The organism is Candidatus Endolissoclinum faulkneri L5, assembly GCF_000510265.1.
GTDB classification, from domain to species: domain Bacteria; phylum Pseudomonadota; class Alphaproteobacteria; order Thalassobaculales; family Thalassobaculaceae; genus Thalassobaculum; species Thalassobaculum faulkneri_A.
In genome coordinates this window covers 1313742-1331362 of record NZ_CP006745.1, presented here as the reverse complement: position 1 = coordinate 1331362, position 17621 = coordinate 1313742, and the positions used below count along the sequence as shown (strand labels likewise).

Sequence of the window (17621 nt, the reverse complement as noted above, 5' to 3'; positions counted from 1 at the left end):
ATCAAGCGCCTAATATTTGTAGAACTTATGTATTAAAATTATTTAAATCAACAAACATCGCCGCTGCGAGTAAAAATTTTAACTAATTTTGCCATTAACTGTCTGCTATTAATATAGATATTTGTTGGTTTAATGTTTCTGCTTGGATTAATATTACTTAAATAAGTCTTATTTTTATTGCATCTATCGAAAAAAATAATTGCGCAAAACAATTACCTGTAACATTAAGTTACACTTGCTTATAAAGCAAGAATAAAGTAATTCGGATTATCTATGGGTGGATAAGAATCATAGATGCTAATTTCACTCTCCTAAATATTCTCTTTCTTAGCATATCTTTATATACTAAGTTAACAAAATTATAAAATAGCGATTTAAGATTTTATAGTATTAAGTCGTTATATTACCTGAATAGGCTAGAAGTATATAGCCACTGGTCAAGACAATTAATTATAAAATTTTAACTGCTTTGCGCAGTTATGGATTACTTTAAGGAATACCAGTCATTCTGTACTTTTTTAAAATACGGCGAAAAACGATGAAAAACTATAAAAACTTTAAATAAATCTTTATTATTACTAATAGAGATGATGTTAATTAACCATGCAGATTAGTTTTGCTTTCTTAAAGTATTTTTTCAATCGTGTTACAGAATATTGTATTAAACAGTTATATTCTTAATACTTATTTTAGTTATATAGCTAATCAGTAATTAGCTTATTAATTTCATTTCAATGCGTTTATAACTTCTTAGTATATAAAGAATCACTAATAGTAACAATCTCACACAAGCTTATTAAGCTGCACTGTAGGGTTACTTAACTGTACATAAAAAAGCGAAAAATTAAATTAATTAATGGATAGCGATAAGATTTTTAATGGAATCATTTTCATTCTGAATTGGATTATTTATCTCATCTTAACCGTTTGAAGAACGGCATATTGGATAGATACAAATCAATAAATAGGTTTTATTAGGTGATTATTTCATAAGGCGATCATTGAATAAATTAATTAAAGATAAAGTATATTATTGCTGTGCTAAGGGCAAAAATCATATTTTTAGATTTGATAATGATAATATTACAAACAAATCAACTGTTTAGTGATAGTTTATAAGATTTAGTAAATACAAACCTTAAAGGTACTATTCGATTAGCTAATTTATGGTCAATGATCTTGCTTATAATTTTTTAAATCTTAGGTACCTATTGAACGTTTAGCTAAGCTAAGAAGTAGTTTTATGCAGATATACATTATAATTTGTATCTACATAGATATAATTTGTATCTAAATAGAATAATACTTGAAGAGGATTTTAATATTTGCTGTATTTTCTTTCTAGGGGGTGAGTTCTACGAATAGTGTGTTTAGTACTAAGATTAATGAAAATGTTCCCGACCAAGACGAAAGTCTATTGTTTAATTTGGTATCTGAATATTCTCCTGCTGGAGATCAGGAACAAGCAATTAAAGAGTTAATTTACGGCATAAAAAACAACAAAATGGACCAGGTTTTACTTGGTGTTACCGGTTCAGGTAAGACTTTTACTATTGCTCATGTAATTCAGGCAATAGGGCGATCAACTATGGTTATAGCACCCAATAAGACTTTAGCTGCTCAGCTTTATGGAGAAATGAAAAACTTCTTTCCTAACAATGCAGTGGAGTATTTTATATCATACTATGATTACTATCAACCTGAAGCATATATACCGCGCACGGATACATTTATTGAAAAAGAATCTTCAGTGAATGAGATAATTGATCGTATGCGTCACGCTACGACTAGAGCTTTGCTAGAGCGAAAAGATGTAATCATTGTCTCTTCAGTATCTTGTATCTATGGTATTGGTGCAATCGACACATATAGAAATATGGTTATTAACTTAAAAGTAGGAGAGCAAGTTGATTATACCTCAATAGTTCGTAAGTTAATTGATTTACAATATAAGCGCAAGCGTAGTCAATTAAAGCGTGGAGTATTTCGTGTAGTAGGAGATAGGTTGGAAATTCATCCAGCTCACCTCGAAGACCGCGCTTGGCGTTTATCCTTTTTCGAAGATAAATTAGAGTCAATTCAGGAATTAGACTCTATCACAGGTGAGATAAACTCTACCCTCAATTCGATTCAAATTTTTGCTAACTCGCATTACGTGACGCAAAAATCAAAGCTACAACAAGCAGTTCGTCTAATTAAACAAGAGCTGAATATCAGGCTTGATGAACTGAACAAAGCGGGCAAAATATTAGAAGCTCAGCGACTAGAGCAACGTACTATCTTTGATATCGAAATGATTGAAACAACTGGATCTTGCTCTGGTATAGAGAATTACTCTCGCTATCTTTCGGGGCGCAATCCTGGAGATCCACCACCAACACTATTCGAGTACTTGCCAAAAAATTCTTTATTAATCGTTGACGAGAGTCATATTACTATTCCACAAATCAGTAGCATGTTTAAGGGCGATTACGCGCGTAAGTACACTTTGTCCGAGTGTGGGTTTCGTTTGCCTTCTTGTATGGATAATCGCCCTCTTAGGTTCGAAGAATGGAATGAAATGCGGCCACAAACAATATTTGTTTCTGCTACGCCAGGTTCGTGGGAAATGAATCAAACTGGCGGTTTGTTTACTGAACAGCTAGTACGTCCAACAGGTCTAATCGATCCCATATGCGAGATACGTCCGACTAAAAGTCAGGTGGATGATTGTATAGCCGAATGTCAAGATGTTGCAGCTAAAAAACATCGCGTGCTGATTACTGTTTTAACTAAAAAGATGGCTGAAGCACTTACTGAATATATGAAAGAGGTCGGAATCAAAGTACAGTATATTCATTCCGATATAGATGCACTAGATCGTATTGATATTATTCGTAATCTACGACGAGGTATTTTTGATGTTTTGGTTGGTATTAATTTATTGCGCGAAGGGCTTGACATTCCAGAATGTGCTTTAGTTTGTGTATTTGACGCTGACAAAGAAGGTTATTTACGCTCTAAAACAGCTTTAGTGCAAACAATTGGCCGTGCTGCACGAAATGTAGAAGGCAGGGTACTTCTTTATGCTGACAAGATGACTACTAGTATAAAATATGCTCTTAGCGAAACTAATCGGCGTCGCTGTCGTCAAAATGAATACAACACCAAGCATGGCATCACACCGGAGAGTATAAAGAAGAATATTGATGATATTCTAGATAGTATCTACGAGCGAGGTGATCGCGCTTTAGTCGAAATTAATAACAAGGAGGAAATGTTTGTTAATAAACCAATTCAACAAATCATTCAAGAGATGAAGAGTCGCATGCAGGAAGCTGTTGATAATTTAGAATTTGAAAAAGCTGCTCATATACGTGACAGAATCAATCGAATACAATCGGTCACAAAACAATAGCCAATACTGATTGTTCTATAGTTTTTAAAGTACAGCGAAATAGCCAAAAATTAAGAACGAATATACACAAACAGCATTATTAGAAGAAAGATCTGAGCATCTAAGCATAGCAAAATCGGCTATAGCAACTGTGCTGGGTACTGTAATGAAGAACGATACAGTCTAAGAATGGTTTATAAACCTAAAATTTATCGTATTAAATTGGATTCATTAAAGCAATTATTTAATTAATTTTTCATTAAAGCAAATATTTAATTAATTTAAAGTTAATTACTTTCGGATAATGATCATAAGTTAGTGGTTTTTCTGAAGCATGAGATCTATCGATTAGATCGATATTCATTCAATAAAAACCAATGATGGGATCAGATAACGTAAACAGTTAATTTGTTACTGGGGATAAATAACATATGGTGTATCGTTTATTGCCATTTACATAACCCAATCCCATTGTGAGAGCAATATGGTGCTCAGTAGGTATTTAGTGACCAGTAAGTATTTAATTAAAGCGTAATTATTTAGACAAATCGATAATTTTAGTGTATAAATCCATTTAACCTAATAAAAAATTTAATCACTTAAAAAAGTGCAGATGGACAATTAATAGGATCAATGTAAATCATCAATCGAAATGCTCAAATAATTTATTGTATTAAAAGGCTATTCTTATCGGCTAGCAATTCTTCATTTAAAGATCTCTAGATTATATTAAACAACTAGTTAGATAATGATTAGATTGTCCTGTAATTAAAAATAGGAAATGTTCTTTCTTCTCTCGTATAATTTAACTATAATTGAAATAGTGGGCTACATATTTAATCTTATTAAAAGTAATAATATTTATAAGATGTAGATTATAATAACTTTTTTAATTTATTTATCAGCAATAAATAATCATTTATAGTGCAATTAATATTGTTAAAGTGCTGTTAATACATATTGAAATTATGGCAGAATCCTACCCCAAAACATACAATAAAGAGATTATAAGAGATATAAGTTAAGCAATAGCTTTTTAACAAAAGCATAATTTTATTAAATTAATAAAAACAATAAGCTTGGACGACTTATTATAAAGGCACAAAACTTATTTTAAACATAGCAATTATTTAGCAAAATAATTGCACTGATTGCTGAACTTGCGCTATGTGAAAAAAATTTCTTTATATAAAATTATACATAAACTATTATTTTTTAAATGCCAAAGTGTGCTCTTTGTATCACTAGTATAAACCCCCTAATTATGCAATTTTTTAAATTGATTATTAGCTGTATACTATTAGAGATGATCTTAATATCTAAGTGATAAAAATTAATTAGTGATCATGATAAAATAACGAGAAGAATAAGGAATTGTAGCAGATGATTCAATTAAAAAAGATTCCTTTAAAGAATACATAATGTTGATTTTAAGATAATTTTGTTATTAAGTTTAGAGTTATTAAGTTTAGACTTAAAACGAGTAATGCAAATAAAAACTCCTTACTCTTAAGGTTAGTGTTATGCTAGTTTAGATAAGTAATCTGTCAGATTAAGTATAATTTTAGTTTTTGATCTACATTAAGTATCTTTAGCTAAAATCGATTCTTAATAGACATCAGGAGCTTTGTTTTGTATTAGTGTCTATATAATGGGTTATTATATATAATATAAATCTTTAAACGACTTTTTGTACTGTGGGTATCAAAAATTAACGTGTGCATTGGAACTGTTAATAACAGTTAAGTTTAAATTAACTTTACTAATCAAATAGATTATTTTTGTTATAATTTTATTTGATTTGTTAACTAAAAATTTTAGTGTAATATCCTCAGAAGATTTAAATAATGCTACTATACCATTTTTAATTCAATCTTTCTTACTTAGCTACAAACGTATGTAGTGATTTTTGTTGTTACAGGTATTATTTGGCAGAATAATAATTAATTAGGAAATTAAGCTAAAATAATATCAGGTATATTCTGATCTTTCTTAATAATTCGCGCAAAACATCATAGAGGATGGGTTATTGTATAGAATTTACCAGCTACAAGTTTTTTAAAGAAAATTTTGAGCATATAAATAGATTAGTAAGCCACTATTTAGTTTTGGATTTATTAAATACACATAGCATACTTTTGATTCGTTTATCATTAAGCAATTGGGTCAATATTTTAATTATTGCTGTTTATTAGAAATTCATTTGCTAATTCCCCTCATAGTAAACATAATACTCATTAACAATATAATTACTCATTAACAATATAATTAATAATGAGAAATTAGTTATTAATCAGTCAATCAACTAGTTAATTACCATGCAACTAGTTGCATGGTAATGTTCTCAATTATTAGCATCAAAAATGTGTTTTGTTTCATTCTAAGAGAACTTTTACCTAATCTAAGAACTAGTTAAAAGTGATTTAGCTACGGTTATTGACTGAGTTGTAAATAAAATAATAATTTTTTAGAGAAAAGCTTTATTTATCTATTCAAACAATATCTTTAATGAGGATTATACTTTATAATATTAATTACTTTATAATATTAATCGAAAAATCAAAAGCTTTTATTGGAGCTATTTAATTTAAACAAAGGTACAATAATATACTAATTATATTTCTAAATACATACTTATTGAGTTAGTTCTGCAAAAATCTGATTTTTTATTAATCATGATTTCGTAGGAAATTTATATTGACCGATTAATAGTATTGAAATGCTTCGAAAAATATGCGACAAGAGTAATTAATAAATGTAATTATAATAAGCTAAAGTATTTTAGCCTTTTACTTACATGTAAAAATAAGACATAAGCGCTTATTAAATTGTTATGTAAACTAAAAACAGTAGATTTCTAGTGCGTAAAACTTTGTTTAGGATGTAATATTATTAACTGGAATGATGCCACTAATATTACAATAAAAACTGTTCTTTTAGGTTTAAAATTTAAGATAATCACTTCAGTTTTTAAACTGAGGAGTAGTTTTATACATTAGCTGTATTAGCTAAAATAGGTATGTGGGCAATAGCAATAATCATTAAATTTATGAATTATTACTAAGGGTAAGTCTTGGATGTATTAAAATAATTATAATATTAAAAATTAATTTTTTCACATTAATAATATCTGTTTTGCTTATAATGATTTATCGCTTAGCCTTTTAGTCAATCTTCAACTTTAGATTATGAGGAAATGTTTATTTATGTAACCAAAGATTGGACTTTGGATCTTTAAGGATATTAATAAAGTAAACATCTAAAATATTGTACTCATTTAATAAAATACTATACTTTTTTTGATTAAGCAGTGCTTTGATACACTAGTCAGTGTGTAAAGATTTGTTACAAATAGAAGACTGTTGTTTGATTCATTATACTTTGAAATGTTATATTTCAAGCATAAAAACCCTTGACACCAAAAATACATTCATTGCGCTTATTGAGTAATAAGTCAATAATAATATTGTGCTAGTGTCCAGATTATGTATTAACACTTATTGTGATCTAGGTTTTCTGTGGAACCTGATTATTATCATGTAGTTGACTACTCCACATAGCAGCATAGATGCCTTTGTGGGCTAATAGTTCTTCATGGCGTCCGTATTCTATAATATTACCATCCTTCAGCACTAAAATCCTATCAGAATCAACCAAAGTGGACAGCCTATGCGCTATAACCAAAGTAGTATGGCCTAATGAGATATTACGTAAACTTTGTTGTATAGCAAGCTCGGTATGACTATCCAAGGCAGAAGTAGATTCATCAAAGACATAAATTCTTGGCTTCTTAAGCAGCGTGCGTGCTATGGCGACGCGTTGCTTTTCACCACCGGAAAGCTTCAAACCGCGCTCTCCGACAATAGTCTGGTAACCTTCTGGCAATTCGCTAATAAAATCGTGAATACTAGCGTGGCGAGCAACGGCTTCAACTTCAGCTTGATTTGCACCAGGTCGACCATAAGCTATATTATAGTAAATTGTATCATTAAATAGTACTGTATCCTGAGGAACGATTCCAAGTGTACAACGCAGACTCTGTTGAGTAACATCACGAATATCCTGACCGTCTATTCGAACAGCTCCACTTGTAACATCGTAAAAGCGGAATAGTAAACGGGAAATAGTTGACTTCCCAACTCCACTTTGTCCTACAATAGCGACAGTTTGACCAGGTTCTACGACGAATGAGATTCCTCGGAGGATCTCTCTTTCTTTACAATAAGAAAAATATACATTTTCAAATTCAACTCGTCCAGGTCCTTTTTTTAGGGAAATAGCTTTTGGCTTATCTTCTACTTCGCGATTTACTTTAAGTAAGCAAAACATTGCTTCCATATCAGTAAGCGCTTGCTTCATCTCACGATAAACAAAGCCAAGGAAATTCAACGGTAAAAAAAGCTGTATTAAGTAAGTATTGACCATTACAAAATCGCCCACTGACATATTGCCGGCCTTTAGACCAAAGCCAGCCATAGACATTAAAGCAATTAAACTGCCAGCAATAATAACACCTTGACCTACATTAAGTAATGACAATGAGCCGCGGGAGGCAACAGCTGCATCTGCGTAACGCTGTAGTGAGGTGTCGTAGCGCCTCTCTTCATGTCGCTCGTTACCTAAATATTTAACTGTTTCGAAGTTTAACAGGCTGTCTATTGCCCGTGTATTGGCTGTTTGGTCATGTTCGTTCATTCGACGGCGAAACTTTAAACGCCATTCAGTAACAAGCATAGTAAATGCTATATAACTGCCTATGGTTAAGAAAGTGACCAGTGCGTACCAAAAATTAAAAAAATACCATAAGACACCACATACCATGATAATTTCAATTAACGTTGGTAAAATATTAAAAAGCATAAATGAAAGTAAAAACTCAATACCATTAACTCCTCGCTCGATTACCCTAGATAAACCGCCAGTTTGGCGATCCATATGGAATCGCAAGGATAACGAATGTAGATGTTTGAATGTCTTTAATGCTACCGTACGAATTGCTAACTGGCTTACTCTGGCAAAGAAAAACTCTCGTAATTCTCCAAAAGCTTGCTGCGCAACTCTTAACAATCCATAACCAAATATTACACTGATCAGTGAGTTAAGGGTAAAGTAAGATCCATTAGAAATTATATCTATCGTCAACTTGTACAATATTGGTACATAAACAGTTGTCACCTTAGCAAGAAAAAGGCATACTAACGCCGCTATTACTCGTGCACGGATAGTTATCTGTTTTTTTGGCCACAGGTATGGTATCAAAGTGAGAATGGTATTCCAGTTACTATGATCATTACGCTGAGTATTAGGTTTGTATGATATCAAAGCCTTGGATTCCTAATTAGATCACCACATCGCCCTAATAGATTAGGACAAGCACAATCATTTTTCTGAGTAAAATAAATTCCATCCAATTAGTACAGTTTTGATTAATTAAAAATTATTATGATATAAATTTAATTAATCGATTAATTAAATTAAGTAATTATTAAAAATAATCTATATATTTAAGGTGCAATAATTTTTTAGCTATTCTGGATTTATAAAAAGTTAGATTAAAAACTTATTAATAAATACAATAAATGTATATATTCTTTAAAAAATGTATTATATTCTTTAAAAGCTTTTTTTTAAGGTTGCTAGTTATGTAACGCTAAATGTATTCGATGCTTAATGAAGCAATAAAAATTTAATTGTAGATTATTTCCTCTTTAGCGTCTAGAAGTAACTTATATCATTGATATCTCCTTAAATGGAGATACCCTCTACTCTTAGCAAGGCGACTGGTGTACAATTTTAATATTCTAAAATAGAAATTAAAACTTAATCTTAAATTAAATAGAATTTATACTATTAAACTATTCAACATATGAAAAATATTTCTCATGATAACTTGATTCATTGCTTTAAATGTTATTGTTACCATAAATTTTGTTTCTCAATAGAGACTATAATATTGATTCTCTGCAGTAGTGATTACCTAATGCAGCGAGAGTATTTCATAACAAAAAATAAATTTTTATATTGTATAAAATTAGCCTGTCTAATATTATACTGCACTTATTTATAAAATAAAATAGTGTCTTTATTAAATTGTATATTAAAAGATAATCCAGAAATTACTAGCATAATATCCTAAATAACAGACTTAAATCTTGTTGTATTAGTAATATTAAAATTTTTGATGAAAATATTATAATCGGTTAGAAATACTTGTAGTGATTAGTAAGGAAATTGAGATTACATTCAATACTTTTAGTAAAAATCTTCTACATAAAACAATTAAACAATATCAATTATAATTGATATTAACTCAGCTGATTTATGTCAATATTTAAAATATTAAACTCTACCTTAAATGACTTAATTTTATTCATCATTTAAAAAAGCTTAGTTTTAAGGGAAAATGCAATGATGATTGATGCCCTTGTTACAACTAAATGGCTAGCGGATCATTTGAATAATTCCAATGTGATTGTGCTTGATTGTACTTATCATATAACTTCATCTAAGCGTGACGCTAAAGCAGAATTTTTAGATAGGCATATTCCATGTGCTCAGCATTTTGATATTGATACAATATGTGATCTTAATAACCCATTGCCTCATATGATTCCTAGTGTCGAAATTTTCTCAAAAGAGGCAAGTAACTTTGGCATAGATAACGATAAAATAGTTGTATTATATGACACTTATGGCATGTATTCTGCTGCTAGGGTTTGGTGGATGTTTCGATTATTTGGTCATGACAAGGTTGCTGTGCTTGATGGTGGTCTGCCTCAATGGCAAGCCGAAGGCTATTTATTAGAGACTGGCTTAGTAAAAAATCGCCTTTTAAGTAATTTCAATGCAATTTTCCGCCGCGAACTTGTTAAATCATGTGATGAGGTATTAGCTGTAGTGAATTCTGGCGAAGGGCAGATTGTTGATGCTCGTCCTTCTGCTCGTTTTACTGGTGAAGAGGTTGAACCGCGACAGGGAATGCGTTCTGGTCATATCCCAGGCTCGATATCCATCCCAAGCAGTGAATTCATTGATAAGGCAACTATGCTATCAGTTAATAGTAATAAACTGTTTATGATATTTGTAAATTCTGGTATTGATCTATCAAAACCAATAATAGCTTCTTGCGGCTCTGGTGTAACTGCCTGTAATATAGCGATTTCCGCTTTTCGTCTTGGTTATCCAGATGTAGCTATATACGATGGTTCTTGGTCCGAGTGGGGTTCTCGAAAAGATACTCCGGTAGAAATTGGACCAGCTAAGATTCGATGCGCTTAATTACTAACTGGTTAAATTAAATCACTGATCGTTAGCCTTTCTATGAACAAGAAAATTGACCAACCGTGTTTTATTATTCTTAAGTAATTCCTTATTCTTAAGTAAATTCTTTAACAAGGAATATTGATATAATTTGATGCTTGCTGGTTGATCTATTAAGGAATAGTTAACATGGGCAAAATACTATGCAGCCAAACTAGATTTAAGATCAATAACGCGCCAAAAATTTACTCTAATGTGATATGTTTTGTGTAATTAAGTATCCATTGTGCTAGTTAATAAAACCATTTTATTCTTAGCGGATATCATAATAGCTCATTAATTTAGAAAATATGGTTTTTAGTTTTTAATGACTGAGAAATAGAGAGTTTTCTTACCTTGAAGTATTATGTTATTTATTAGTAATTATGTTATTTATTGAATTTTTATTTTATATTACAATTGTTATAATTAGCGCTAAATAATGGTTACCACTGTTTTAATTCTTGCTGCTGGAAAAGGTGTGCGTATTGGTGGTGATTTACCTAAGCAATATCAGCTGCTTGCTGGCATACCCATATTACGCCGAGCAATATTAACTTTTCTAAACCATCCTAGAATTGATAATGTTCAGGTGATAATTGCAGAAGATCATCGTGCGTTATACGATGTAGTTGTTGATGGGCTTGATTTATCTCTGCCTGTGATCGGAGGTACTAAACGTCAATCTTCGGTACTTAATGGCCTAGAGAGTTTAGCGCTGAAAAATAAACCAGATCTGGTGTTGATTCACGATGCTGCGCGTCCATTATCTCCCAGTATAGTAATTGATCGAGTATTGGATGCCTTAGAAACATCAACTGCCGTTTTACCTGTGCTTTCAGTAGTTGATACCTTGAAACGCAAAGTTAAGGCAAGACAAACCTCGATTAATTATGTTAGCAGTAACGAATGGTGGCGAACTCAGACACCTCAAGGAATGCGATTTGATAATTTACTCAATGCTCATCGTCGTGCAGTTGCTGAAAATATCTCTGCATCTGATGATGGAGCTCTGATGGAATGGGTAGGGGAAAGAGTAATTTTGGTGAAGGGTTCGGAGGATTCAATGAAAATTACTATAGCCGAGGATTTTGCATTAGCTGAGCGCTTGCTAGCTGGAGCTATGGAAACGCGTGTTGGTATTGGATTTGACGTACACCGTTTAGTAGATAATATAAACTGCAGAAGTAATGGGGTTTTGTTAGGAGGTATTGTTGTTCCGCATGATCAGGTGCTTTTGGGTCATTCCGACGCTGATGTTGGTTTGCACGCGATTACTGATGCCTTACTAGGGGCACTTGGGGATGGCGATATAGGTGTACATTTTCCGAATAGCGATCCTCAATGGCATGGGGCAGCATCTAATCAATTTTTATCATATGCTTGCCATCAAGTGCGAAAAGCTGGTGGAGATATTCGTCACCTAGACCTTACACTGATTTGTGATTTTCCTAAGATTAGCCAGCACCGCGAAGCTATGCGTAATTGCATTGCGAAGATTTGTGATATCCCGACAATACGAATGTCGGTCAAGGCTACAACTACCGAACGACTTGATTTTCTCGGTTGTGCTAATGGCATTGCTGCTCAGGCTGCTGCAACTATAGCAATTCCAGTGACAATGCCCCTGTGAATAGATTTTTTTTTACTCTTCGTCAATTTTTTTTTACCCCAGTAGCGAGATTGATCGCTACTGGGCTTGGAATTGGTTATTTACCCAAAGCTCCAGGTACTTGGGGATCGATGCTGGCAGCGATATCAGCTTGGCCAATTGCCCAACAGAGTGGCGGGCGTCTGGTTTTGCTGAGTGCCGTAATTTTGGCTGCAGGGGTTGGGACATGGGCAACTTGGATATACATAGACAATACAGGTGTTCACGATCCTGAGGTAGTGGTAATTGATGAGGTGGCTGGTCAATGGTTAACTCTAGTGTTTTGCCCGCTTAATCCACTGTATTGGGGGATTGCTTTTATTGTTTTTCGCTTTATTGACATTGCTAAAATTTTTCCAGCAAATTGGATCGATTACAATATGCGCGGTCCGATTGGCGTAATACTTGACGACTTGGTTGCCGGCGCTTATACTGGCTTAGTGGTTTGGTTATGTTTTTTTTAGATTGCTGCTAATTATAATAAATTTTTACTATAATGATACATGCGCTTTAGTTATTTTTATTGGAGCGATACAATATTCTGACCTAAAGTATTAGGTTATTTATATTTATAATTCTTTGAGAGTTTTCGTATAATGTTTTTATTTGCTTGATTTTTTATTTGCTTGATATAAATCAATAAAACAAATCTAATGTTGTTATTGTTAGCCTTATTGCCCTAAGGATTGTTGTTTTGCTAGTTACAAGTGTTTTTAATTAATTCATATTTATGATATGTTGAGTCAGGCAGACGTTTTTTATCTTTTTTTTAGAAAAAATTAGACAATTACATATGTTTAGTTAAATTTTTATTTTATAAAAATTTTATTAGCTAAAATCATATAACACATTGTACGTTATATGATTTTATATTATGAAATCTTCACCTATAATTTTTATATCGGTAATTGCGCTTATCTAGTATAGATTTTTATTAGTATAATTGTTGTAGGCAAGTAAAAGAATTTATTTTGCTACCTTAAAGCTAGATAAATTAAATAACGCTTTCTATTTTATATACAGTAGCTGAGCTATATTAGCTGATAGTTGGTAAGCGATTCGCTTAATCTGATTGTTGTTCTGGCAGCTAAGTTGAAGTAGTTATGCTCAGCAAAAAATTTGCTACTGTATTGTTAGCAGCTGCGGCTATAGAAATTCGTAGCTTTGATTACATGAATATACCCTACTACCTCCAAGTTGGAAGTTAATATGACTGAGATTGTATTTTATCATCTAACATCTGTAACAGTAAATAAAGCCTTGTCTAGATTGCTAGGTAAAACCTTAGCAGCGGGAGAACGTGCGGTCGTACTGCTAGCTTCACCCCAAAAAGTGCAAGCTCTTGATTATCATCTTTGGGTATATGATGAAAAATCCTGGCTACCTCATGGAGCGCAACAATATGATAAGGCTAATTTGCAACCAATTTGGCTTACTCATCGAAATGAAAATCCAAATGGAGCTAGGTTTTTATTTCTTGTTGAGCGACAGAAAGCTTTTGAATTTACTAGCTTTAAGCGGGTTTTTGATCTGTTTGATGGTGATAATTATAACTCGATTGCTGCTGCAAGAGTACGCTGGAAATTAGCGCGTGATGCTGGACATGCACTGACTTGTTGGCGTCAGAAAAATGGTGGTTCCTGGGCTAAGATAGCTTGATAATATTTTTTGTGTTCAATCGTATAATAAATGATTTTTGACATGATTTTTTCAATGCATTCGCAATGAAATTGCCGGGTAAATTAGTAGTCTTTTATAGAAGCAATTTAGATTAATACTTAAATTAACCTAAGAGAGAGCAATGGCCATAGAACGTACTTTGTCTATAATTAAGCCAGATGCTATCAAGCGTAACTTGACTGGTGCAATCATCACTTTGATAGAAAATTCTGATTTGCACATTGTTGCTCAGAAGCGAATTCGGCTAACCAAAGAGCAAGCCAAGACTTTTTATGCCTTTCATAAGGATCGTCCTTTTTTTGACGAACTTGTGGATTTTATGCTATCTTCTCCAGTTGTAGTTCAAGTCTTAGAAGGTGAGAGCGCGATAAGTGTTTATCGTAATCTTATGGGAGATACTGATCCTACCCGAGCTGCTGACGGCACGATTCGTAAGGTTTTTGCTAAATCAATAGAAGAGAATTCGGTTCATGGTTCTGATTCAGCTATAGCCGCGAGAGTGGAGATTGCTCAATTTTTTAGTGACAATGAAATAGTTGGTTGATTGCTTTATATTCTTAGGATATAAATAATTTCTAGAATTATCGCTAGTTGTCACAATAGTTGGATGTGATTGTAACATCCAGAAGATATTTAGCCGAGTTTATCTTATAACCTGGACAATTTATTGAGGTTCATATAGGTGATATTATTGTGCATGATTGCAATTTTAGCAATTAATTGTGGCACTTATAGCAATTTATCCTTTATAAGATCATATTCTATTTTTGCGGCATAGTCAGTAAAATTTAGTTATTTAAATCTAGATTGAAATAATCTTTGTTATTTGATATATTTTGCTTTAATAAATCCTCATTTTTATCTAAGAACTTTTATCTATCCAATTAAAGACGGAACTGTATTCGAATTTTAGCTGATGAATAAAATATAATTTTAAATTTACGAATAATATGCTGTATAATATTCAATTTAAATAGCTAATCAGTTCTTCTTGAATAAGAATTAATCAATAGAATTTATTTATTCAAATATTTTTTGATAATCGATATCAAAAATAAAATTTATCTCACAACTTATTAAGAATGATAGATAGTTAAATTTTTATTCTATTCTAATTAAAACGTGTGCTACTCTAAACAACTTAATCAGTCATTGTATTATATGAGAAAATATAAAGTATATTTACGTATCTTATCCTACTTAAACTTAAGGTATGCCAAGTCAACAGTTTGTTGTCATTTGCTAAAATTTAGGCTTAGCAAAAAATTTTATTTTAAATAAACTTTAATTTAATTAAAAAAATACTTAGTTTATTTAAAATGTTTTATAAAATATTATAAATCTGTGAAATTTATCTGCGAATATCGCTGATTACACGAATATTTATTTACGAAGCTCTTTTTTTTAAGCATTGGCCCTCGTGAGCTTTCATTTTTCTGTAGCAATTCGCAATATTGTCTTTACTTAGCAAGCAATCAGTAGACAAATGATGCTATATAAAGCTGATTGTAAAGATTTTAATGTAAATAATTAATAATGTAAGCAGAATCTTTATAAAGTTGTCTATATTGTTCGACCGGTAAAATGCTTTTATTTTCATCCTTGTTGATAAATTAAATATATGAAATATTAGTTATGAAATAGCAGTTATAAGAGTTATCGTATTTAGCTCTTATATCTGCCTAAAGGACCAAGAGATAATTTTTGCTGAGTGGTTTTAAGCTATTTTTTATATTAACAAGCGTTTTGATCAAAAGCTTACAGAATATTTAATGGTAAGCATAAACGTAAATATTATACCTCGCATAACCAGAAGTAATTTTTAAAAAAATTTATTTAAATAACTATTGAGTTAATTACAACATTAAAATTTAGTAAGTAATACTTGAGTATAATCTTTTATTTCTACACACATTATCATTACTTTACTTTTAAAATATAGCAAGTTATATAGCACTAAGCTGTATAAAATAATTATTCATTAGTTTTTAAAAATTCCTAAACTTACAATAGAAAGCGCAATTTAAACATGAATAATTTAGTTACAGCGATAATTTTATTGTTTTTTAAGGCAGCATTGCATATAAGTAATTACTTACTGGGCGTTAGTTGAATACAACGTAAGTTATACTCTCATTCATTATAGCTTTTTGCTGCTGGCAAAGTTTGTTATTTTTAATAGAGTGCATTACTCTAGATCTTAGTCTATTGCTTAATATTAGAAGGTCTAGCAAATTTAATATTTTATTTTTATCTAAATACCGATTGTGTAGTGCAAAACAAACAAGCGCAATTACCGTAAGCGTTAGCTGATACCTTAGAGCTATTAGTTAAACATATGAAGGAACTTTAATTGCGATAATCAGCATTAATCTCTAAGTATCTGTGAGTTAAATCGCAGGTCCATACTATAGACCGTCCACGACTCACTCCCACATCTACTTCAATGTCAATATTTTTACTATTCATATGAGTATTAACCTTTGACTTATCATAACGTGCTACACACATTCCATTATTGGCTACTTCGATGCCACCAATTGCAATGCTGAGCTTATCTCGGTTTGCTTTCTGACCAGACTTACCGACTGCCATTACTATGCGACCCCAGTTGGCATCTGCTCCTGCGATCGCAGCTTTCACTAGAGGTGAGTTAGCTATAGACATAGCGATTCGCTTCGCTGCTAGCGCGGAAGCGGCACCTGATACTGCAACTCTAATTAGTTTGCTTGCTCCCTCACCGTCGCTCACAACTTGTATTGCAAGATCATGCAATAGATCATACAATTTTCTGCGAAAGTCACGCAAAGCAGGATCTTTTGTAGTACTAAATTCTATATTTTCTGGCCCACTTTTGCAGGTGGCAAAGATCATTGCCATGTCGCTAGTGGACTGGTCACCGTCAACCGTTATTAAATTAAAGCTACGCTCTATTCCACGGGTTAGCATTGCCTTAAGTAATGATGGAGGTAATTTAGCGTCAGTTACAATGAAGGACAGAGTGGTTGCCATATTAGGGGAGATCATACCAGATCCCTTAGCAATTCCGTTGATCTTCACAGAGTGTCCGTTGATACTAGCCGTGCGTGATGCCATCTTTGCAAAGGTGTCAGTGGTCATGATAGTAGCTGCTGCAATTTCCCATGCATCATCCGCTAGTTCTGCTTGTGCTGCCGGTAGATTTGCAATTATTCGCTCGTAGCGTATTGGTTCACCTATAACGCCAGTAGATGCTATCATGACCTCTTGTGGTTGACATTTCAGTACTGCTGCAGCTGATTTTGCTGTCTCTGCGCACGCCACTATTCCATGTGTTCCTGTAAAAACGTTCGCATTACCCGCATTTACCACAAGACCGCGAGCTGTGCCGGAAGAAAGGTGTTTTCGGCACCAATTAATTGAAGGGCCTGGCATTTTGTTGGTGGTTAAAACGCCTGCGACAGTTGTCCCTGGGTCAAAAGCCATCAACAGCATATCGAATCGTCCGTCGTAGTATATACTAGCGTTTCTTGATGCCATTTGGCAACCAGCAATAGGCGTTAAAATCTGTTTTTTATTTGGCGCTAGCGGAGAAACCGGAAGCGGCTTCATGGTTATTTCTTTCTATAAAATTTT

Annotated in this window: 8 protein-coding genes; 6 read left to right on the top strand and 2 right to left on the bottom strand. The window is 32.5% G+C overall.

What is annotated here, in order from left to right; genetic code table 11:
* Window positions 1-1366 precede the first annotated feature (1366 nt).
* Entirely contained in the window at window positions 1367-3397 is a 2031-nt protein-coding gene (gene uvrB, locus P856_RS03740; protein ID WP_047170282.1) for an excinuclease ABC subunit UvrB, read from the top strand.
* A 3486-nt stretch (window positions 3398-6883) separates the two neighbouring features.
* Here the strand turns inward: uvrB and P856_RS03735 are convergent.
* Window positions 6884-8698, bottom strand: a complete 1815-nt coding sequence (locus P856_RS03735) for an ABCB family ABC transporter ATP-binding protein/permease (protein ID WP_025300829.1) — start codon at window positions 8696-8698, stop codon at window positions 6884-6886.
* A gap of 1086 nt (window positions 8699-9784) precedes the next feature.
* Here P856_RS03735 and sseA point away from each other — a divergent pair.
* The 5 genes from sseA to ndk all read left to right on the top strand — a co-directional run bounded on the left by sseA (window position 9785) and on the right by ndk (window position 14550).
* Window positions 9785-10654, top strand: a complete 870-nt coding sequence (sseA, locus tag P856_RS03730) for a 3-mercaptopyruvate sulfurtransferase (protein ID WP_227028666.1) — start codon at window positions 9785-9787, stop codon at window positions 10652-10654.
* A 463-nt stretch (window positions 10655-11117) separates the two neighbouring features.
* A complete protein-coding gene (gene ispD, locus P856_RS03725; protein WP_025300827.1) occupies window positions 11118-12308 on the top strand; it encodes a 2-C-methyl-D-erythritol 4-phosphate cytidylyltransferase in 1191 nt (396 codons plus the stop codon).
* Complete coding sequence (locus P856_RS03720) at window positions 12305-12790, top strand: phosphatidylglycerophosphatase A family protein (protein ID WP_044214935.1); 486 nt, start codon at window positions 12305-12307, stop codon at window positions 12788-12790. The genes ispD and P856_RS03720 overlap by 4 nt, the downstream gene beginning before the upstream one ends.
* 745 nt (window positions 12791-13535) lie before the next feature.
* Entirely contained in the window at window positions 13536-13985 is a 450-nt protein-coding gene (locus P856_RS03715) for a DNA polymerase III subunit chi (protein ID WP_025300826.1), read from the top strand.
* Window positions 13986-14127: 142 nt separating this feature from the next.
* Window positions 14128-14550, top strand: coding sequence for a nucleoside-diphosphate kinase (gene ndk, locus P856_RS03710; protein ID WP_025300825.1), 423 nt, complete (start codon window positions 14128-14130; stop codon window positions 14548-14550).
* 1805 nt (window positions 14551-16355) lie between these two features.
* On the opposite strand, the gene argJ is transcribed toward ndk, so the two are convergent.
* Window positions 16356-17597: a bifunctional glutamate N-acetyltransferase/amino-acid acetyltransferase ArgJ gene (gene argJ, locus P856_RS03705; RefSeq protein WP_025300824.1), complete on the bottom strand. Its 1242-nt coding sequence runs from the start codon at window positions 17595-17597 to the stop codon at window positions 16356-16358.
* Window positions 17598-17621 lie beyond the last annotated feature (24 nt).

What these genes read in the sequence shown, in the direction of transcription:
- sseA (WP_227028666.1), top strand. Translation starts at nt 9,785, where the DNA reads ATGATGATTGATGCCCTTGTTACAACTAAATGGCTAGCGGATCATTTG.
- ispD (WP_025300827.1), top strand. Translation starts at nt 11,118, where the DNA reads ATGGTTACCACTGTTTTAATTCTTGCTGCTGGAAAAGGTGTGCGTATT.
- P856_RS03715 (WP_025300826.1), top strand. Translation starts at nt 13,536, where the DNA reads ATGACTGAGATTGTATTTTATCATCTAACATCTGTAACAGTAAATAAA.
- ndk (WP_025300825.1), top strand. Translation starts at nt 14,128, where the DNA reads ATGGCCATAGAACGTACTTTGTCTATAATTAAGCCAGATGCTATCAAG.
- argJ (WP_025300824.1), bottom strand. Translation starts at nt 17,597, where the DNA reads ATGAAGCCGCTTCCGGTTTCTCCGCTAGCGCCAAATAAAAAACAGATT.